Below are 20,251 nucleotides of genomic sequence, written 5' to 3' on the forward strand. Positions count from 1 at the left end.
CGCCGCTCAGCCGCGCAGCTTGCGCACCTGAGCCGCCGTGAGGTCGGCCAGTACGCCGGGATCGACTTCTTCCGGAGCGGTCACGACCACCTGGACCAGAGTGTTGCCCACCTGAACGAGTGAGGTGGCCGAAGTCAGGGTCAGGCCCTCGCTCGTCGCGGTCAACGTGAACGCCGACCCCGCGTCGCCGACCGGCGGCTGATCCAGCGGGGCGGTCCGGTAGTCGATGCGCACGCCCCCCTCGTCACCGGTGTAGCTGGCGCAGCGCCGTGGCCTGGATTGCAGCGAGTCGAACGCGGCGGCGAGGGCGGTATCGGGATAGCTCGCGGCGTCGATGTCGATGGTGGCGAAGCTCGGTCCGGCGAACTGGACCGAGGCGGCGGTGGCCGAGCCTGGCCACTGCTGGGCGATCGGTGTGAGCAGCCTGCCGCAGTCGGCGGGGTCGGTCGGCGCGTCGGCGGGCACCGCGGTGTCGTCGCCCGCGCTGCGCGGCGGGACCGCCGTGAAGTCGCCGGGCAGGTCGCCGGCCGCGAGCAGGCCCGCGGTCAGCTGCGCCTGATCACGCACGACGGACCCGGATCCGGGAGCCACCGCGGCAGGCGAGGGCCAGGTCGACGCACACGACGCACCGCAGTCGTCGGACGTCGACGAGCACGCTGCCAGCGCCGCGCAGGCCGAAGCGACCGCGCCCGCGCGGGCCAGGACCGATCGCATCATTCGGTCCAGGAAATGCGGGTCGACTGGGTCTGCACGAGCGTGCTCATGCTGCGCGGATCGTGATAGGTCTGCTGACCGCCCACCTCGATGGCACCGGAAACAGGCAGCGGCAGACCGAGATCGACGGTGATCGTGCCCGCGCCCTGCATCACGTAGTTCTGGATGTCCAAGGCGCCCGCGTTGTTGGGTAGCGTCCACACGTTTCCGGTGGGGGTCTGGTTCACCTGCAGGTCGATGGTGAGCCGGTCGCCGTCGCGGCTCACCAGGGTCGCGGTGGTGACCTGATCGAGGGTGACTCCGCCGGTGATCTGCTGGTGCACGGTCCACACCGCGCCCACCCCGACAGGCTCGTCGGGGAACGCCACGGACTGGTACACCGCCTGATAGAACGCCTGCTCGAGCGCTGCCCGCGCCGAGTTGGGCGTCTCGGGTGAGGGCGCCATCCGCAGTTCGGTGATGGCACCGAGGTCACTCATCGCGAGCCCGGCCTGGGAACCGTCGGCGTTGGTGAATGCCTTGTTCAGCGCCGGGTCGGGGGTGGTGACGGTGCCGACCGTCAGATCCACGCCGTCGACATCGGCGCGCGCGGTCATCGGGATGGTGAGCGCGGCGGGCGAGAAGTCGCGCACCGGTTGATCGTTGACCTGCTGCTGGATGCGGTAGTCGGTGCGCAACGTCACCTCCTGCGTGGCGCCGACGCTGTAGAGGGGGCGCAGCCGGCTGCGGGGCTCGTCGCCCGGGGAGACGACGGTGGCGACCGCGGCGGTGATCGGCACGGTCACCTCCTTGCCGATGCCGAGCGGCTCGAGGCCCTCGGAATCGGCGGTCGACGGCGACCGATCGGCGCACCCGGCACCGAAGGTCGCGAACCCGAGCACGAGCGCCACCAGAAACACCCCGGGGCGCGCGATGCGGGGTAAGCGAGAACTAGACAACACCGTCACAGCGATCAGGGTACGACCGCTTCCTGAGGAACTGCTGGGACTCCGGCCGGTCCGCGACGCGGCTCCGCGAACGACTAAGGAATGATGGACACGTGAGTGAAGACCGGTCAACCGACAACGCCGCAGTCCCCGCGACCGGCGACGCCGCCGACGCACCGGAAACCATCACGGTGACCAAGCCCGAAACCCCAGGTCGCCGCCGGTTGACAACGCTGCTGATCATCGCCGCCGTGCTGTTCGGACTCGACCTGCTGACCAAGTGCCTCGCGGTCGCCTACATCGATCCCGACGACCCGGTGCCGATCATCGGCGACTTCGCGCGCCTGGACCTCGTGCGCAATCCGGGCGCGGCGTTCTCGATGGCGACCGGCATGACCTGGCTGCTCACGTTGATCGCGGCCGCCGTGGTGGTCGGTGTGATCCGCATCGGTCGCACCCTGCGTTCGCTGTGGTGGGCGATCGGGCTCGGCATGGTGCTCGGCGGGGCGATGGGCAACCTGGTGGACCGGATCTTCCGCTCCCCCGGCCCGCTGCAGGGCCATGTCGTCGACTTCGTCGCGATCGGCTGGTGGCCGGTGTTCAATGTGGCCGACTCGGCCATCGTGTGCGGGGCGATTCTGCTGGTCGCGCTGACGATCTTCGGCTTCGAACCGGACGGCACCCGCAGCGGTCGCAAACACACCGAGAAGACCGCATGACCGAGTCGAAGCCAGGAGGCGGCGACCTGCGTAAGAACGGAGCGCCCCTCCGGCAGGCGCAGGAGGACGCAGTATGAGAGAAACCAGGACTATGCCCGTGCCCGACGGGCTCGACGGGATGCGGGTGGACGCGGGGCTTTCGCGGCTGCTCGGCCTCTCGCGCACGGCGGTGGCCGCGCTCGCCGAGGAAGGGTCGGTGCAGCTCGACGGTGTCGCCGCGGGCAAGTCCGACCGGCTCACCGCGGGCGCCTGGCTGGAAGTGATCTTCCCCGAACCCAAACGTGAACTGACCGTGGAAGCGGCCCCGGTGGAGGGGATGAAGATCCTCTACGCCGACGACGACATCGTCGCGGTGGACAAGCCGATCGGCGTCGCCGCGCATTCCGGTGTCGGCTGGACCGGCCCGACCGTGGTCGGTGGACTGGCCGCGATGGGTTACCGCATCTCCACCTCCGGCGCGCACGAACGGCAGGGCATCGTGCACCGCCTCGATGTGGGCACCTCCGGCGTGATGGTCGTGGCCCAATCCGAACACGCCTACACGATGCTCAAGCGCGCCTTCAAGGAACGCACGGTCGACAAGCAATACCATGCTCTCGTGCAGGGACACCCCGATCCGAGCAGCGGCACCATCGACGCGCCGATCGGGCGTGCGCGCGGCAACGACTGGAAGTTCGCCGTCACCGGCGACGGCAGGCCGAGCATCACTCACTACGACACTATCGAGGCGTTCCAGGCGGCGAGCCTGCTCGACGTGCATCTCGAGACCGGGCGCACCCATCAGATCCGCGTGCATTTCTCCGCGATCCGTCACCCCTGCGCGGGTGATCTCACCTACGGCGCCGATCCGACGCTGGCCAAGCGGCTCGGGCTGGAACGGCAGTGGTTGCACGCGCGCCAGCTGGGTTTCCATCACCCGGCCGACGGGCGCTGGCTCGAGATCACCAGCGAGTACCCCGCCGACCTGGCGGGCGCCCTGGACGTATTACGCAATGCCTGACGACCCGCGGTCGTCCGATCCGGCGTCGACGACGGCGCCGGACGACCGCGGGGATCTCGTCGCGCCGACTGTCCCGCCCGAAGAAGTAGCGGGCGTGGACGATTCGACCGGTCTGTCGGGTCGGTCGAAGGTGGTGCTCGGTGCGGCGGCGGTGCTGGCCTTAGTGCTGCTGATCGTGGCGTTCACCCGTCCGCACGCGGCGGGTCACGTGGCGACCGATCGGCTCGGGCCCGCCCAGGGCGAGCAGGTCGACGACTACCTCGCCGACGCTCGAGCCTCCCTCGACGGCACCGATGCCGATCCGCGCTGGGCGCTGGTGTCGTTCACGGAATACCAGACGCCACAACAGCTTCCGGGCATTGCCGACGGGTTGCGGATCTCCGGGGTCATCCAGCACGTGCCGATCGATCGGGTGCAGACCCCGGTCGTCACCGTCGCTACGCCCGCGGGCGACGAACCCGCCGTGCGTTCGGGCGAAGCGGCGGCTGGGCTGCTCGAATCGCAGCAGGTGCGGGACGGCCGAAGCGCCGAAGTGGTGCGGGTGAGCGCTTCCCGGCTGCGCGGCGGCTACGCCTGCACGGCCGGGATCGTCGTCCGTGGGACGCTACCCCAACTCCGCGATCTCGCCGCCGCACCGGGAGTGCGTGCGGTGCAAGCGCTTCCGGCCGACGCCGTCGCCGGGCGCTTCGCGGTGAGCCCGCTGCTGCCGGAGAACACCGGGACGATCACCCCCACCCCCGACGACGGTCCCGTTCCCACCGAGTAGGGACGCACGCGTTGTGTCCGCTCAGCGCCTGGCTCGATCAGTGCCCGGCTCCGTCGCGGCCTCAGTCCGGCAGCGTGACGACTCCGTCGAGATAGCGTCTGCATCGGCCCAGGAGCAGGACCCGGTTGTCGGCCAGTTCGCCGCGCAAGGTGCCGCCACGGCGGGACAGCTGGCGGGCGGTGAGGGTGGAGTGCCCGAGTTCGCGGGCCCAGAGGGGAACCAGCTGTGCGTGGGCCGAGCCGGTGACCGGGTCTTCCGGAACGCCGACGCCGGGCCCGAAGAAGCGGGAGACGAAGTCGCTCGAACGACCGGGAGCGGTGAGGACCGCACCGCGTGGCAGCTGCGGAAAGGCGCCGAAATCGGGTGTGGCCGAACGAACTTCGTCTTCGCCGGCGACCACGATGATCTCGTCCTGACCGGTGTAGGCACGCACCGGGGTGACGCCGAGCGCCGCGACCAGAGCAGGGTCGGGATCGACCTGGACCGAGGCGAGGGCGGGCAGGTTCAGGACGTATTCGTCGTCGTCGGTGCGGTCGACGTGCAACCAGCCGGAACGAGTGTAGAAGCTGACGCGGTCGTGTTCGGGGTGGATGTCGGAGATGATCTGAGCCGCCGAGGCGAGGGTGGCGTGCCCGCACATGTCCACCTCGACGGCCGGAGTGAACCAGCGCAGGTGGAACGCGGGCCAGTCACCGGGTGGGCCGCCTGCCTCCGGGGGTAATTGGGAGGTATAGAACGCCGTCTCGGCGAGGTTGTTCTCCTCGGCGAGCTGTTGCAGCAATGTGTCCGGCAGCCAGGTGGGCAACGGCATGACCGCGGCCGGGTTGCCCGAGAACGGCGCGTCGGCGAAAGCGTCGATCTGGTGCAGCAATACCTCCATAACCGGCAAAGGTACTCCAACACCGAAACTTCGCCCGGCACAAGGGTTCTCGAGGCGGGCCCGGCCCCGGTTACGCCCCCTGTGCCCCGACCGGCGGGACGAGTTTGCCCGCGTTGCCGGTCAGTCGCGCCTGCACCCACCAGGCCAGTTCCACCAGCACGATGCCGATCACACCACACACCACCGCGGCCAGGGTGAGCCGCGGATTCGACGGGTCGAGCTTGAAGAACTCGCGGGTGAACGGAATCGTGAACAGCGCGACATAGGCCAGCACCGACACCGCGATCAGCACCACCTTCCACCACACGTACGGGCGCGCGACCAGCGCGAGCACCCACACCGCGATCATGATGAGCGTGATCAGCGCGGTGGTCCCGGCCTGCACCCGCTGCGTCTCCGAGGCCTCGGGGCCCGCGTACGCGATCAGGTAGGCCACGAACGTCGCGACGCCGATCACCACACCCGAGGGCACCGCCAGCCGCATCACCCGGCCGACGAACCCGGTGCGGGCCCGCTCGTTGTTGGGCGCGAGCGACAGCACGAACGCCGGAATGCCGATGGTGAACCAGGCCGCGATGGTCACGTGGCGCGGCAGGAACGGATACCCGATGGGGTCGTAGCCGAAGATCTGCGAACCCACACCCGCCAGGCCGACCAGGAACGCCAGCAGCACCGAGTACACGGTCTTGGTGAGGAACAGATTCGACACCCGCTCGATATTGCCGATGACACGTCGCCCCTCCCCCACCACGTACGGCAGGGTCGCGAATTTGTTGTCCAGCAAGACGATCTGGGCCACCGCGCGGGTGGCCGGGCTGCCCGCGCCCATGGCGACACCGATGTCGGCGTCCTTGAGGGCGAGCACGTCGTTGACGCCGTCACCGGTCATGGCGACGGTGTGGCCGCGCGACTGCAGGGCGCCGACCATGGCCCGTTTCTGGTCGGGGCGCACGCGGCCGAAGGTGGATTTCCCGTCGAGTACGTCGGCGAGTTCGTCGCGGTCCTCGGGCAGGGTGCGCGCGTCGACGGGATCGGATCCACCGGGCAGGTCGAGCGAGGCGGCGACCGCGCCGACCGAGACGGCGTTGTCGCCGGAGATCACCTTGATCGAGACATGCTGGCTCGCGAAGTATTCGAGGGTGTCCTTGGCGTCGGGGCGCACCTTCTGTTCGAGCACGACGAGGGCGGCGGGCTCCACCCGGCCCGGCGCGTCGGGGGCATCGACCGGGCGGTCACCGCGCGCGAGCAACAGCACCCGCAGACCTTGGGCACCCACCTGCTCGGCGTGCGCGGCGGTCCCGGAGGTGGGATCGAGCAGCACGTCGGGTGCGCCGAGGAGCCAATCACCGTGGGCACCATAGGAAATGCCACTCCACTTCTTGGCCGAGGAGAACGGGGCGACGGCCGTCCCGGTCCAGTCCGGGCGGTCGGGCAGCGCCTCGCCGATGGCCTGCACACTGGCATTGGGGCGTGGATCGTCGGCCGCCAGGGCGGCGAGTACCCGACGCACGCTCGCCTCGTCGAAGGAGCCGAGCGGTTCGACGCGGGCCAGGCGCATCCCGTTCTCGGTGAGGGTTCCGGTCTTGTCCGCGCACACCACGTCGACGCGGGCCAGGCCCTCGATGGCGGGCAGCTCCTGCACCAGGCAGTTGCGTTTACCGAGACGGACCACACCGACCGCGAAGGCGATGGAGGTCATCAGCACCAGGCCCTCGGGGACCATCGGCACCAGGGCCGCGACCATGCCGGTCACCGCCGGGCGCCACGACTCGCCGCTGGAGACGAGCTGGTTGTAGATGCTGAGCAGACCGGCCGGAATCAGCAGGTAGGTGATGAATTTCAGGATCTTGTCGATACCCGAGCGCAGTTCCGAGTGCACCAGGGTGAACTTGCTCGCTTCTTCGGCCAGCTTGGCGGCGTAGGCGTCCTTGCCGACCTTCGTCGCGCGGTAGGCGCCCGAGCCCGACACCACGAAGCTGCCCGACATCACGGGGGCGCCGACACCCTTGTCGATCGGATCGGCCTCACCGGTGAGCAGCGACTCGTCCACCTCGAGGGCGGCGGCCTCGGTCACCTCGCCGTCGACCACGATCTGGTCGCCGGGGCCGAGCTCGATCAGATCGTCGAGCACCACCTCACCCGGGGCGATCTCCTTCGCGACGCCGTCGCGCCGCACGGTCGGCATGGCCTGGCCGACGATGGCCAGCTGGTCGAGGGTGCGTTTGGCGCGCACCTCCTGGATGATGCCGATCGCGCTGTTGGCCACGATGAGCAGCCCGAACATGCCGTCGATGACCGAACCGGTCGACAGCACGAGCAGGAAGAGCACACCGAGGATGGCGTTGATGCGGGTGAACACGTTCGCGCGGACGATCTCGCCGACCGACCGGCTCGCCCGCGCGGGCACGTCGTTGGTCTGACCGTCACGGCGCCGCTGTTCGACCTCTGTTGCGCTGAGCCCGGTGGCGGGCTCCCGCACGGATATGGACATGCCCGACAGGCTACGTCAGTCGTAACATGGGATGAATGCAGCCAAGAACGTCCCCGCCCGGTGTCGTCTTCGGGACGGGGGCTTATCTGATCTGGGGTCTGTTTCCGGCGTTCTTCGGGCTGCTGGCGTTCGCGTCGGCCGTGGAGGTGGTGGCGCAGCGGATCATCTGGACCTTGGTCGTCGTGGTGCTGGTGTTGCTGCTCAGCGGGCGGCTGCGGGAGATGCGGGCAATCGACGCGCGGACCTGGCGGCTGGCGGCGGTCGCGTCGGCGGCGATCTCGATCAACTGGGGCGTCTACGTGTTCGGGGTGATCTCCGGGAACGTGGTGGAGTGCGCGCTCGGGTACTTCATCAACCCGCTGGTGACCGTGGCGTTCGGGGTGGTGTTCTTCCGGGAACGGCTCTCCCGTGCCCAGTGGGCCGCGCTCTCGCTCGGTGCGCTGGCGGTGGTCGTGCTCACCGTCGACTACGGCAGACCGCCGGTGATCGCCCTGGTGCTCGCGTGTTCGTTCGCCACCTACGGGCTGGTGAAGAAGGTGATCCGGCTCGACGCGCTGCGCGGGATCGCCGCCGAGGGGATGGTCGCCGCCCCGTTCGCGCTGGCGTTCGTGATCGTCTTGCTGGCCACCGGGCGCAGTGAGTTCACCTCCAGCCCCGCGCATTTCGGGCTGATGATGGCCACCGGGCCGGTGACCCTGATCCCGCTGCTGCTGTTCGCCGTCGCCGCCCAGCGCGTTCCCCTGTCGACCATGGGCATCCTCCAGTACCTCACCCCCGCCCTCCAGATGGCCTGGGGCGTCGCGGTGATGCACGAACCGATGCCACCCTCCCGCTGGATCGGTTTCGCCCTCATCTGGACCGCGCTGGCCGTCTTCACCACCGACGCCCTCCGCCGAGCCCACCGCAACCGTCGCCCCGTCTTCGCCCGCGCCGCCGAACCATCCGCGCGCCGCTCAGTGCAGACAACCAGTCACTCCGATCCCGGCGCCTAGTGAATCGAGGTGGCGACTGTCACGCCGTGCACTCGAAGTACCCGCGAGTTCGAGCGCCGGGACATGTCACTGGTAGTGGGCCGGGCGACGCGCCATGGGTTTTCGGAGCGGCCGGTTCTCCGAACACCTATGGCGGTGTCAGCGGTAAGCAGCGACGACCGGAATCGTCAGCGCGAAGACAGAAGCGAGGTCGGAAGGATGTTCACCACCGCGCCGGCCGAATGCCTCACCCTCGACAGTGACATCGGGATTGGAGTAGTAGGGCTTGCGTTGGCAAGTGGTCTTGCACAGGGGCGAGGTGTTGTAGGCCATGATATCGACGTGACTGGCCGCGGTGACGTGGCCGTGGCGTTCGGGGTACTCGCCGCCGCTGCCGGGACTGGTGCCCCAGTCGTGCATGGCTCCCAGGTTGTGGCCGAGTTCGTGGGCGAACACTCCGGCCTCGCCGTGCGCGAGATCCGGTTCGAGCCAATCGTTTCCGACCACACTCCACGTGGCACCCGCCGAGGCCTGGCTCAGCGGTAAGTTGGGCAGGCTTGCCACGCCCTCGCCGCCGGTGATCACCAGCGAGACCAGATCCGCCTTGTATTGGTCACGGGCTTGCTGGACGCCGGAGTTGCCCCGCAGCCAGTCCAGCGCCTTGCCGCCCCGGCCGGTCACCGATTCACCGGCACCAGCTTTCAGCGCTGTCGTGACGCGGACCTGACCGGCGATCTCGCTGCGGGCCAAGGCATCGTTCATGCCCCGCACGCTGCTGTCGATCGCGGCCAGCACGGCCTGCTCGCTGCCGCGTGCGGCCAGGACTTCAGGCGTGTAGTACACCAGTAGATCGATGACAGGTCCGCTCGCACCGGAATTCGCGCTACCCGAGGACCCTGAACCGGTATCGAGACCGCCGGGCGCGGCAAAGGCCGTGACGCTCGCGGTGATCGTCATCGCGGACATCACCGTTGCCGCGAACGCCGTGGCCATTCGCGCTGCTCGCAGTGGCCTGGACTTGTCTTTCATCTGAAACCTTTCGATGAATTCGTGGGCGTCGGGGCTGTCGCAACGCCAGTTCGGCACCCGCGGTTCGTGCCTGGAAGGTGCTCATCTCTCACTCCTGGCGCGTTCACCGAACTGCGTGTGGAACAGTAGCTGCAACTCGATGGACCAGCAGGAGAATGTGAAACATCGTTGTTTACAAACCTGCGGGCCGGTAAGCGTGCGGCGGCCCGCGCCGGGTCTTCCCCGCCCACCGACCCGCTGGACGTCGGATTGCGGCAGACCGACCGAGCCTGCGGGTGGACGGTAGGGTCAGTAGTCGGTTCGTCGGCGAAAGAGGTGGATGCTGTGCGGGATTCGGGGTTTGCGGATCGGGTGGCCGGGGTGCTGGTGGGGACGGCTGCCGGGGATGCGCTGGGGGCGGGGTACGAGTTCACCGAGCCCGGGGCCGATGTGGTGATCGACATGATCGGCGGTGGGCCGTTCCACTGGGCGCCCGGTGAGTGGACCGACGACACCTCGATGGCCTTGGTGGTCGCCCAGGCCGCGGCGCGGGGGCCCGGGATCGACCTGGACGCGGTGGCCGAGGGGTTCGTTCGCTGGTACGACACCGATCCGCCGGATATCGGCAATCAGACCAGGGCGGTGCTGTCGATCAGGCCGAGCTCGGCGCTGGACATGCAGGCGGCGGCGATGTCGCTGACCGGACGGACCGGTGGGAACGGGTCGCTCATGCGCACGGCGCCGGTGGCGCTCGCCTACCTCGACGACGCGGCCGAATGCGTGGCGGCGGCCGGGCGGGTCGGCATGCTCACCCACTACGACGAACAGGCGGTCGAAGCCTGCAAGATCTGGACGTACGCCATCCGGCACGCCGTCCTGCACGCGAATTTCGACGGCGTGCGCGAATACGTCCGCGGCTCAGCCTATTCCGAATACTGGACCGCCCGCCTCGACGAGGCCGAACACGGCACCCCCGCCGACTTCCCCAACAACGGCTGGGTCGTCCACGCCCTGCAGACCGCCTGGTGGGCCATCACCACCACCGACAGATCCGCACCCACCCACCTTCCCCTCGCCCTGGAAGCGTGCGTCCGCGCGGGCAACGACACCGACACCACCGCCGCCATCGCAGGCGGCCTCCTCGGCGCCCGCTGGGGCGCCTCCGCCGTCCCCACCCGCTGGCGCGACATCCTCCACGGCTACCCCGGCCTCACCGGCACCGACCTCCCCACCCTCGCCCACCGCATCACCACCACCTGACACCCGCGCAGACGCAACCCCGCCCAGTCACGCAGGTTCGCACAGATGCCCTGGGCGTCGGCGGCAACCGCGCACATCGGGTGCAATCCATCCACCTGAGCGTGGCGATCAAGTGTCCAGGGTTACCAGGCGGTGATGACGGGGCCGGGAGTCCAGGTGCCCCACTCGGTGCGGGGGTTCACCGAGACCTCGGCGGGCGTGGCTGTGGTGTCTCGGGGGAGGTATTGCTCGAGGGAGCCCCAGTCCTTGTCCCAGTCGTTGTTCAGGTACGTGGGGAGGGTGCGGGCGGTGAAGAGGAGTTGGGTCCAGCCGAGTGGGCCGCCGCCGTCGTGGCCCTGCCAGAGGTTGGTGATGGTCGCGCTGTTGCGGTCGGGGAGGATGCGGTACCCGGGGATTTCGGAGATACCGTTGTAGCTGGGCATGTGGTGCTGGCACGGGAAATGCAGGCCCACAGTCCAATCCAGCAGTACGGGGGTGGTGCGACCGACCAGTGCGCTCAGGGTGGTGGTCTGGGGCATGCGCGGCGGGGTCACGGCGAGCCACTGGTCGGGCCCGAGATCCTTGTCGGCAGCGACCAGACGGACCGCCGTGGCGTCGGCGGGGAGCTGGTCGAGCGGCACGCGCAGGTTGCGCCAGACCGGTGCGGGGCCGATGTCGATCGGCATCACCTGACCGGTGACCCGCACCGTGCCGTCGGGCGCGGCGGTGCCGTATTCGACCATCAGGTCCTGGCCGGGATGCACGATGCCGTCGGCGTCGACCGAACGGATCCTGCCGGCCACCGACACCGCGAGCAGCGGGCCGCGCGGGCCCTCGGGCAAGCGGAACCAGCCGGTGGTCAGGGCGGCAGGTTCCTGCGTGCCCGCCCGGTAGCTGCCGAGTACCGGGGTGGTGGCCGGGTCGAGGCCGAACGGGAGCTGCAGCGAGCCCTGGCGCGATTCCGAACCCGCCGACGTGGTCGCGTCGCGCAGCTCGTCGGGGTCGTCGGAGACCGAATTCGCTTGGCCGGTCGTGGATTCCACCTCGTCGGAGGTGAGCACGGGGGCCACGCCGTCGGGGCGGAAACCGGTCGATTCGCCCGTCATGGTCGTGGTCATGTCACCGGTGAGCGGGGCGAGCATCGAGGCGTTGGCGTCGGTTTCGACGAGCACCTCGTCGGCCAACCCGCAGCCGCCGCCGAATGCCGCGTTCAGATTCGAACTCGCCACCGAGTACGCCGGGTACTGGGCGACGGCGGCCTTGGCGAAGGACGCCACCTCGAACAGCACCATCATCGCGGCAGCCACCGCGAGCACCGGCACACCGCTGAGCCGCGTCGGTTTGGCCGACGGATTCGGGTGGATGTGGAACCAGGCGGCGATCAGCAGCGCGAGCCCGGTGAGTCCGGCGAACACCGTGGAGATACCGAACCCGGCGACCGACGGCGGCTTGTCCCACCACGGCACACCCCACGCCGACACGTACCAGTAGCCGTTGGCGCCGACGAAGGTCACCGCGAGCGCGAAGAACACCGCGGCGGCGAACAGCGCCCGGTTACGCAAGGGCCGCAGCACCGCCGGGCTCACGGCGACTGCGGTGACAGCGGCGACGCAGGTGGCCAGACCGGCGAAGACGCCGAACTGGTGTGTCCACTTGGTCGGCGAGAACATCATCAGCACCATGGCGGCGAGGGTGATGCCGAGCAGACGCCGGGTGGGTCCGACGGCGGTGCCGGGGATGTGACCGCCACGCCGCAGCATGGTCGCCGCACACACGACGAGGCCGAGCAGCATGACGAACACCCCGAAGCGGCGGGTGAGCCAGCCGTCGGCGTTGATCTGCAACAGGAACTGGTAGCGCAGGAACTCGAAGAACCAGGATTCCCCCGGCCCGATCTTCTCGTGCACCGCGAACATCTCGCGCACACCGGCCAGGGTGCGGTCGGCGAAGACGACGGTGAGCACGACGACGCCCGCCGCGAGGATCGGCAGCAGCTGCGACAGGAAGCCCACCGTCTTGGCCCGGCGCACGATCACCGCCGTCATGGTGCGCGCACCGGCCACCAGCGCGCCGAGGCAGATCAGCCCCGACGGCGCACCGGTGAGGGTGAACGCGGCCACGATCACCGCCACCGCGTAGGGCAGCAACCGTCGCGTGGCGATGGCCCGCTCCACCGACACCCAGGTGACCAGAACACCGAGGGCGACAACGAATTCCGCGCGCAAGCCGTTGTTGTAGGGCAGCCAGAACGCGAGGAACACCAGCGCCGCGGTCCAGGTGACCAGCTTGCTGTGCCGCAACGCGACACCCAGGCGCGGCAGCACCTCCCGGCTGATCAACCACCAGGTGAGCACACCGGCGAGCAGCGCGGGCAGGCGCACGAGCGGGCTGACGGTGGAGATGTGAGTGAGCCAGCCGATGATGTCGGTGTAGGGAGTGTAGAACGGCCCCTCGTCGACGCTGAACCAGCGGTAGTAGTTCGACATGTTGCCCGAACTGCGTGCGCCCCTTGCCATCCCGAGGATGTAGCCGTCGTCGGAGGTGTTGGCGCCGATGAAATGCCAGACCCCGAGCACCGCGAACACCAGCCAGTCGACCGGGCGCAACCGCCACCAGCGCTGCGGCAGGAACCGGCGCGCCGACCGGCCGTCGGCGGCGTCGAGCCGGTGCAGCGCGAACAGCGCGACGAGCGTCGCGAGCACGCACAGCGCGATCACCGCGAGCTTGGGCCAGGTGGGTGAGGTGATATAGCGCGAATCGACGTCGACGCGCACCGCGAGGTCGGCGGGTGCGGCGCCGGTGAGCTCGCTGAACACTCCGACCACCTGCGGACGGAGATCACCGGCGAGGGTGGCGCCCTCCCCGAGTCCTGTTGTGGTGACCGTCGATCCGGTCGGCGACAAGGTGACGGTGAGCGCGCACGACCGGTCGAGCACCTCGGCCAGCGGCGCGGTCCACACCAGCATCGAGCGCGACACCACGTCGACCCGGCCGGGACGCTCGGGGGTATCGGCGACGACCTTGACGACGAAGCCGTATTTCTCCATGTCCGCCGATTGCCTCGGCACGGTGGACACGACCACCCCGCCGGTCGCCGCGACCGAACTCAATGCCGCACACGGCACCGTCGCCGTCAGCGCGGCCGGTGCGTAGGCCACCAGCGGTGCCTCGACCGACGCGGGGGAGCCCTGCTGCGGCCAGGACACGCTCGCGGCGTCGACGCGGACCGGAAGGAAGGGGATGGCCGCGGCGCTGAGCACCGCGATCAGCCCGGCGACGATCGCCACGACCCGCGCCCAGCCGGGCGAACCCGGTCGCACCGGCTCCGAAGCACCCCTGGGCGGATGCCCCTGCCGCACGATCGTCTCAACCACGGGGCCTGATCCTAACCGCGCGCCCGCCCGCGCCCCAGCCGCCCCGGCGTGGAGCCGTCCCGCTCGTCCTTCGGTTCGGGGTGCGGTGCCGGGCGTGGCCCGCTCAGTCGAGGCTGGCGAGCGGGTCGGCGGGCGAAAGTCCCGATTCGTCGGCAGGAAATGTTCGCGCCGGGCCGGGACCTGTCGAACTGGTCTCGAAACGCACTGTCACTACGCCGTAGCCCGCCCCCTGCACCCACCCGTGCCCGAACTCCGGATGCCGCACGTCCATACCCGGAGACCATTGCCCCACCGGCGTTTCCGCTTGTTCGGCCACCGGCTCGGGCGCCTCGACGGAATCGGTGTCGATATCGGCGGGTAGCGCCTGGTCGAGTTCGGGGAACAGCGATTCCTGGCGAACCATGGTGAGACCGCCGTAACCGACCCCCACCAGCCGGATCGGCCCGAGTTCGGCGGGGTCGACGGCCGAACGTTGCGCGGCCGCGGCCAGCGTGCTCAGTTCGGTGGTGGCGTAGGGCAGTGTGAACGAGCGGGTCACGACGCTCATGTCGGACTTCTTGAGTTTGAGGACGACGGTGCGGGCGGCGCGACCGTCGCGTCCGAGTCTGCGGTGCGCCGAGGCGGCCATGGCCGTGATCGCGGTGCGCAGGTCGGCGAGGGTGACGATGTCGCGCTCGTAGGTGTTCTCGGCGCTGATCTGCTTGGCTTCGGCGCGCTCGGCGACCGGCCGGTCGTCGATTCCGCGCGCCAGCCGGTGCAGCGCGGCCCCGACACTGCCGCCGAGGATCGAGGCTGCCTCGGATTCCGGCAGCGCGGCGAACGCGCCGACGGTCTCGATACCGAGGCTGCGCAATCGCGATTCGGCGACCGGACCGATGCCCCACAGTTTGCGCACCGGCAACCCGGCCAGTAGCGCGCCCTGTTCAGCCGGCGAGATCACCCGCATCCCATCGGGTTTCGCCAGTCCGGAGCCGATCTTGGCCAGCTGTTTCCCGGTGCCCGCGCCGATGGAGGCGGTGAGACCCGTCCGCGCGCGGACCAGCGCGCGCAGCATCGCGCAGTACTCCTCGACGGCGGCGACGCTCGCCCCGGCGAGCTCGGCCGGTTCGGCGAACGCCTCGTCGAACGACAACGTCTCGAGCACCGGCACCCGGCTGCGCAGCGCGTCGAACACCCGTCCGCTCAGCACCGAATACACGGCACCGCGTGGCGGCACGACCACCGCCGAGACACCGACCAGCCGCCGCGCCTGATGCATGGGCATGGCCGAACGCGCACCGAACACCCGCGCCTCATAGCTGGCACCTGCCACGACCCCGCGCTGACCGACCCCACCCACGAGCACCGGCCTGCCGCGCAGGGTCGGCCGGGTGAGCTGTTCGGCCGAGGCGAAGAAGGCGTCCATATCGATGTGCAGCACCCACCGACGTGCGGTGACCGCGGCATCGGGCCTGGCCTCGACCGGGACATGGGTACTCACGAGCGCAATGTACGCGGCCCCACCGACAGATCCTCGACACCCGGCCGCCACCGAGGCACCGCACAGACACCTCGAAATGTGTGATGATCGGGTGATGAAGATCCGTAAGGCTGTTATCCCGGCCGCGGGAATCGGCTCCCGGCTGCTGCCCCTGACCAAGGCGACGCCGAAGGAGATGCTGCCGGTCGGCGACAAACCCGTCATCGAGCACACGGTGCGCGAGCTGGTCGCCTCCGGTATCACCGACATCACCATCGTGGTGACCAGTGGCAAGTCGCTGATCCAGGACCATTTCCGGCCGAACCCGGCGCTGGTCGCCCAATTGCGTGCCGACGGCAAGTCCGCCTACGCCGACGCCGTGGAGGAGGTGGGTGAGCTATCGCGCGAGGGCCACATCACCTACCTCGACCAGCACGGCCCGTACGGCAACGGCACCCCGGTGCTCAACGCCGCCCGCCACCTGGGCGACGAACCGATGCTGGTGCTCTGGCCCGACGACGTGTTCGTCGCCGAGGTACCGCGCGCCCAGCAGCTCATCAAGGCCTACGAGTCCACCGGCTGCCCGGTGCTCGCCCTGATGCCGATGGAACCGGGCGAGTCGCAGCGCTACGGCGTGCCGGTGGTCCGCGAGGACCTCGACGACGGATTGCTGCGCATCTCCGGGCTGATGGAGAAGCCGAAACCGGAGGACGCGCCGTCGGCGTACGCGGCCATCGGCGGGTACGTGGTGACGCCGGGCATCATCGACGAACTGCAGCTGCAGACCGACAACTGGTACACCCACCGCACCGGCGAGGTGTACCTGACCGACGCGATCAACAAGTACGCCGCCGAACACGCGGTGTACGGGCAGGTGATCCAGGGCCGCTGGTACGACACCGGTAACCCGGGCGACTACCTGGTCGCCCAATTCGCTTCGGCGCTGGCCCATCCGGAGTACGGGCCGCTGTTGCGTCAGCTGGTGGACGAGCGGTGACACGGCGCCGCGCACGCGCGGCGCCCACCACCGGTCAGGATCGTTTGTCCGAGAGGACAATATTCGTCGCGATCGTTGCCACGAATCCGAAGAGCAGACGTCGCAGGACTTTTCGTCGCATGGTGGACTCCCCTCGCCCCGGCGACGGGTCGCCGACTGGTCGGTTACCGGGCAGCATCCCCGATGGCGCGGGTGGCTGCCCGCTGATCCGGTGTCGCGACGGAGCTTGGACCCCTACCGTCGCGACACCGCTTCCACAGGACACTCATCACGAACCGTCACTGATATCTCAGCGTGTTCCATGCGCATGAGCAGCAACAGATCTGATTGTGCCCCACGCGATGCCTGAAGTCACTCATTTCAGCAACTCTTCGGCGATCTGGCTCGGTATGTCGGAAAAGCTCGACCGCGATAACCCTGTGGCCGCGCGAAATCGGTTCGTGCCGAAGATTTCCCGCGCAATGCAGCACCTACCCCGGGTCAGTCGCGTGACCCGGGGTAGGTCGACTACCTAGGCCTTACTGACCGAGACCTTCACACCGCCGGTGATCGTGGCGGCGTCCGCGTCCACCGCACCGAAAGTCAGTGTGGTGGCGAGGATTTCACCGGCGATCAGGTCACGGTGGGTTTCGGCCCACCCGGCCCGCTCGGCGGGGACCTCGAGGACGACGGAGATGCGATCCGAGACGTCGAGGCCCTGCGACTTGCGGGTTTCCTGCAGGTCACGGATGAGGTCGCGGGCCCAGCCCTCGGCTTCCAGCTCCTCGGTGACCACCGAATTCAGCACCACCAGACCGGCATTGCCGGGCAGGGCGGCCGTGGATTCGGGTTCGGCGGCGACCAGGCGCTGGGTGTATTCCTCGGGCAGCAGCGTGATCCCGGCGGCGGTGACGACACCGTCGGCCGATTCCGACCACTCCCCCGCCTTCACGGCCTTGATCACCGTCTGCACCTGCTTGCCCAGGCGCGGACCGGCCGCGCGGGCGTTGACCGCCAGCTCGAAACGGCCGTGCGCGGCGACATCGGTGGTCAGGTCGACCTTCTTGACGTTGACCTCGTCGGCGATCAACGCGGTGAACGGGGCGAGCCGTTCGGCGTCGGCCGCCGCGATGGTCACCTCGGCCAGCGGCAACCGCACCCGCAGGTTCTTGGCCTTGCGCAGGCTCAGCACCGTGGAACACACGGTGCGCACCTCGTCCATGGCCGCGACCAGCTCCGGATCGTGCGGCAGTTCGGACTCGGCGGGCCAGTCGGCCAGGTGCACCGAACGTTCGCCGGTGAGCCCACGCCAGATCACCTCGCTGATCAGCGGCAGCAGCGGCGCGGCCAGGCGGGTGGCCACCTCGAGCACGGTGTGCAGCGTGTCCACCGCGTCGCGGTCCTCGGACCAGAAGCGCGAACGCGACCGGCGCACATACCAATTGGTGAGCGCGTCGGCGAACGAGCGCAGCTCATCGCAGGCACCGGCGATGTCGTAGGTCTCGAGCGCCTCGGTCATCACGTCGCGGGTCACCGCGAGCTTGGCCAGGATGTAGCGGTCGAGCACGTTCGGCGAGTCCGTGCGCCACACACCGGGCTTCGAGGCGTAGAGCTGCAGGAAGGTCCACGCGTTCCACAGCGGGCGCAGCGCGTGGCTGACGCCTTCGCGGATGCCGCGCTCGGTGACGATGAGGTTGCCGCCGCGCAGGATCGGCGAGCTCATCAGGAACCAGCGCATCGCGTCGGAACCGTCGCGATCGAAGACCTCGTTGACGTCGGGGTAGTTGCCCTTGGACTTCGACATCTTCAGGCCGTCGTCACCGAGCACGATGCCGTGCGCGGCAACGGTTTTGAACGACGGCGAGTCGAACAGCGCGGTCGAGAGCACGTGCAGGGTGTAGAACCAGCCGCGGGTCTGCCCGTTGTACTCGACGATGAAGTCGCCGGGGAAGTGGCTGTCGAACCACTCCTTGTTCTCGAACGGGTAGTGCACCTGGGCGAACGGCATCGAACCCGACTCGAACCAGCAGTCGAGCACCTCGGGGACCCGGCGCATGGTCGACTTCCCGGTCGGGTCGTCGGGGTTGGGCCGGGTGAGATCGTCGATGCCGGGCCGGTGCAGGTCTTCCAGGCGCACGCCGAAGTCGCGCTCGAGTTGGTCGAGCGAACCGTAGACGTCCACGCGCGGGTGGGCCGGGTCGTCGGACACCCACACCGGGATCGGGCTGCCCCAGTAGCGATTACGGCTGATGTTCCAGTCCCGCGCGCCCTCGAGCCACTTGCCGAACTGTCCGTCGCGGATGTGTTCGGGCACCCAGGTGATGTGCTTGTTCAGCTCGACCATCCGGTCGCGGAACTTGGTGACCGCGACGAACCAGGACGGGACCGCCATGTAGATCAGCGGCTGCCCCGAACGCCAGCTGTGCGGGTAGGAGTGCTCGATCGTCTCGTGCCGAAGCAGTTTTCCGGCGGCCTTGAGGTCTTTGATGATGACCGGGTTGGCGTCGAAGACCATCAGGCCCTCGTACGGCGGCACCATCGAGGTGAACTTGCCCGCCGGGTCGAGCGGCTGCACGATCTCGATGCCGTTGGCCGAGGCCACGTCCATGTCCTCCTCACCGAAAGCCGGTGCGAGGTGGACGATTCCGGTGCCGGAGTCGGTGGTGACGTAGTCGGCGGTGAGTACCCTGTGCGCGTTCGGGTGACCGAGGAAGAAGTCGAACGGCGGCTGGTAGGACAACCCCGCCAGCGCGGCGCCGTCGTACTCGCCGAGCACCGTCGGCTCCTCGCCGAATTCGCGGGCGTAGTGCGAAACCCGTTCGGCGGCAAGCAGATAGCGCTTGCCGCCGGCGGCCTGCAGGTGCACGTAGCGCACGTCGGGGTGCACGGCGATCGCCAGGTTGGACGGCAGGGTCCACGGCGTGGTGGTCCAGATCAGCGCGTTGGCGCCGTCGAGTGCGGCGAGGGGGTGTTCGGCGGGGACCGACAGCACCATGTCGACGGTGACCGCCGGGTCCTGGCGCATCTTGTACGCGTCGTCGAGGCGGGTCTCCTGGTTCGACAGCGGCGTCTGCTCGTACCAGCTGTAGGGCAGCACCCGGAAGCCCTGGTAGATCAGCCCCTTGTCGTAGAGGGACTTGAACGCCCACATCACCGACTCCATGAAGTCGAGATCGAGGGTTTTGTAGTCGTTGTCGAAGTCGACCCAGCGCGCCTGGCGGGTGACGTAGTCACGCCACTCGCCGGTGTAGCGCAGCACCGAGGACTTGCAGGCGGCGTTGAACTCGGCCAGCCCCATCGCGTCGATCTGCGACTTGTCGGTGATGCCGAGCTGCTTCTCGGCCTCGATCTCGGCGGGCAGGCCGTGGGTGTCCCAGCCGAAGCGCCGGTCGACCTTCTTGCCGCGCATGGTCTGGAAGCGCGGGATCAGGTCCTTGACGTAGCCGGTGAGCAGGTGGCCGTAGTGCGGCAGGCCGTTGGCGAAGGGGGGCCCGTCGTAGAAGACGAATTCGGAATTCCCGTCGCGGTTGTCGATGCTGGCGCGGAAGGTGTCGTCGCGGGCCCAGTAGTCGAGCACCGTGGTTTCGAGTTCCGGGAACGTCGCGCCGGAACCGGCACCGAAATCGACCCGGGGGTATGCGCCACCGGTGGTTGTCTCGTCCGCCATTGCGGAATGCTCCTCGTGCCGCCGCGCCGCCGGCGCGGATCCGTGGCACGGGGACGATGCC

14 protein-coding genes are annotated in these 20,251 nt (G+C 69.0%); 6 read left to right on the forward strand and 8 right to left on the reverse strand.

The window, feature by feature from the left end:
• Positions 1–6: 6 nt before the first annotated feature.
• Together AB0I35_RS21675 and AB0I35_RS21680 are read right to left on the reverse strand one after the other, a co-directional pair.
• Entirely contained in the window at positions 7–717 is a 711-nt protein-coding gene (locus AB0I35_RS21675) for a hypothetical protein (RefSeq protein WP_357397964.1), read from the reverse strand.
• Positions 714–1,661 carry a hypothetical protein gene (locus AB0I35_RS21680; protein ID WP_357397965.1) on the reverse strand — a complete coding sequence of 316 codons (948 nt, stop codon included), beginning with the start codon at positions 1,659–1,661 and terminating at the stop codon, positions 714–716. The genes AB0I35_RS21675 and AB0I35_RS21680 overlap by 4 nt, the downstream gene beginning before the upstream one ends.
• A gap of 164 nt (positions 1,662–1,825) precedes the next feature.
• Here AB0I35_RS21680 and lspA point away from each other — a divergent pair, with 164 nt between their 5' ends.
• From lspA to AB0I35_RS21695, 3 genes are all read left to right on the forward strand, one after another.
• The gene (gene lspA / locus AB0I35_RS21685; protein WP_357398117.1) at positions 1,826–2,359 is read left to right on the forward strand and encodes a signal peptidase II; all 534 of its coding nucleotides are present in this window, start codon (positions 1,826–1,828) and stop codon (positions 2,357–2,359) included.
• 73 nt (positions 2,360–2,432) lie between these two features.
• Positions 2,433–3,359 carry an RluA family pseudouridine synthase gene (locus AB0I35_RS21690; protein ID WP_067497526.1) on the forward strand — a complete coding sequence of 309 codons (927 nt, stop codon included), beginning with the start codon at positions 2,433–2,435 and terminating at the stop codon, positions 3,357–3,359.
• Entirely contained in the window at positions 3,352–4,125 is a 774-nt protein-coding gene (locus tag AB0I35_RS21695) for a hypothetical protein (protein ID WP_357397967.1), read from the forward strand. The genes AB0I35_RS21690 and AB0I35_RS21695 overlap by 8 nt, the downstream gene beginning before the upstream one ends.
• Positions 4,126–4,186: 61 nt before the next feature.
• Here the strand turns inward: AB0I35_RS21695 and AB0I35_RS21700 are convergent, their stop codons facing one another.
• On the reverse strand, positions 4,187–5,005 hold the full coding sequence (locus tag AB0I35_RS21700; protein WP_357397968.1) for a PhzF family phenazine biosynthesis protein: 819 nt from the start codon (positions 5,003–5,005) through the stop codon (positions 4,187–4,189).
• A gap of 70 nt (positions 5,006–5,075) precedes the next feature.
• Positions 5,076–7,496: an HAD-IC family P-type ATPase gene (locus tag AB0I35_RS21705; protein WP_357397969.1), complete on the reverse strand. Its 2,421-nt coding sequence runs from the start codon at positions 7,494–7,496 to the stop codon at positions 5,076–5,078.
• A 35-nt stretch (positions 7,497–7,531) separates the two neighbouring features.
• Between AB0I35_RS21705 and rarD the strand changes: the two genes are divergently transcribed.
• Positions 7,532–8,488: an EamA family transporter RarD gene (gene rarD, locus AB0I35_RS21710; RefSeq protein ID WP_357397971.1), complete on the forward strand. Its 957-nt coding sequence runs from the start codon at positions 7,532–7,534 to the stop codon at positions 8,486–8,488.
• 138 nt (positions 8,489–8,626) lie between these two features.
• On the opposite strand, the gene AB0I35_RS21715 is transcribed toward rarD, so the two are convergent.
• The gene (locus tag AB0I35_RS21715; protein ID WP_357397973.1) at positions 8,627–9,496 is read right to left on the reverse strand and encodes a M12 family metallo-peptidase; all 870 of its coding nucleotides are present in this window, start codon (positions 9,494–9,496) and stop codon (positions 8,627–8,629) included.
• A 315-nt stretch (positions 9,497–9,811) separates the two neighbouring features.
• Between AB0I35_RS21715 and AB0I35_RS21720 the strand changes: the two genes are divergently transcribed.
• Entirely contained in the window at positions 9,812–10,735 is a 924-nt protein-coding gene (locus AB0I35_RS21720) for an ADP-ribosylglycohydrolase family protein (protein ID WP_357397974.1), read from the forward strand.
• A 122-nt stretch (positions 10,736–10,857) separates the two neighbouring features.
• Here AB0I35_RS21720 and AB0I35_RS21725 read toward each other — a convergent pair whose 3' ends face one another.
• Complete coding sequence (locus AB0I35_RS21725) at positions 10,858–14,088, reverse strand: arabinosyltransferase domain-containing protein (RefSeq protein ID WP_357397975.1); 3,231 nt, start codon at positions 14,086–14,088, stop codon at positions 10,858–10,860.
• A 103-nt stretch (positions 14,089–14,191) separates the two neighbouring features.
• Positions 14,192–15,568 carry a DNA polymerase IV gene (locus AB0I35_RS21730; protein ID WP_357397976.1) on the reverse strand — a complete coding sequence of 459 codons (1,377 nt, stop codon included), beginning with the start codon at positions 15,566–15,568 and terminating at the stop codon, positions 14,192–14,194.
• Between the two features lie 94 nt (positions 15,569–15,662).
• Between AB0I35_RS21730 and AB0I35_RS21735 the strand changes: the two genes are divergently transcribed.
• Positions 15,663–16,544: a UTP--glucose-1-phosphate uridylyltransferase gene (locus AB0I35_RS21735; RefSeq protein ID WP_357397977.1), complete on the forward strand. Its 882-nt coding sequence runs from the start codon at positions 15,663–15,665 to the stop codon at positions 16,542–16,544.
• A gap of 511 nt (positions 16,545–17,055) precedes the next feature.
• Here the strand turns inward: AB0I35_RS21735 and ileS are convergent.
• Positions 17,056–20,190: an isoleucine--tRNA ligase gene (gene ileS / locus AB0I35_RS21740; RefSeq protein WP_357397978.1), complete on the reverse strand. Its 3,135-nt coding sequence runs from the start codon at positions 20,188–20,190 to the stop codon at positions 17,056–17,058.
• Positions 20,191–20,251: the final 61 nt, after the last annotated feature.

The sequence above is a fragment of the Nocardia sp. NPDC050378 genome, assembly GCF_040655675.1.
In the GTDB taxonomy this organism is placed as follows: domain Bacteria; phylum Actinomycetota; class Actinomycetes; order Mycobacteriales; family Mycobacteriaceae; genus Nocardia; species Nocardia coubleae.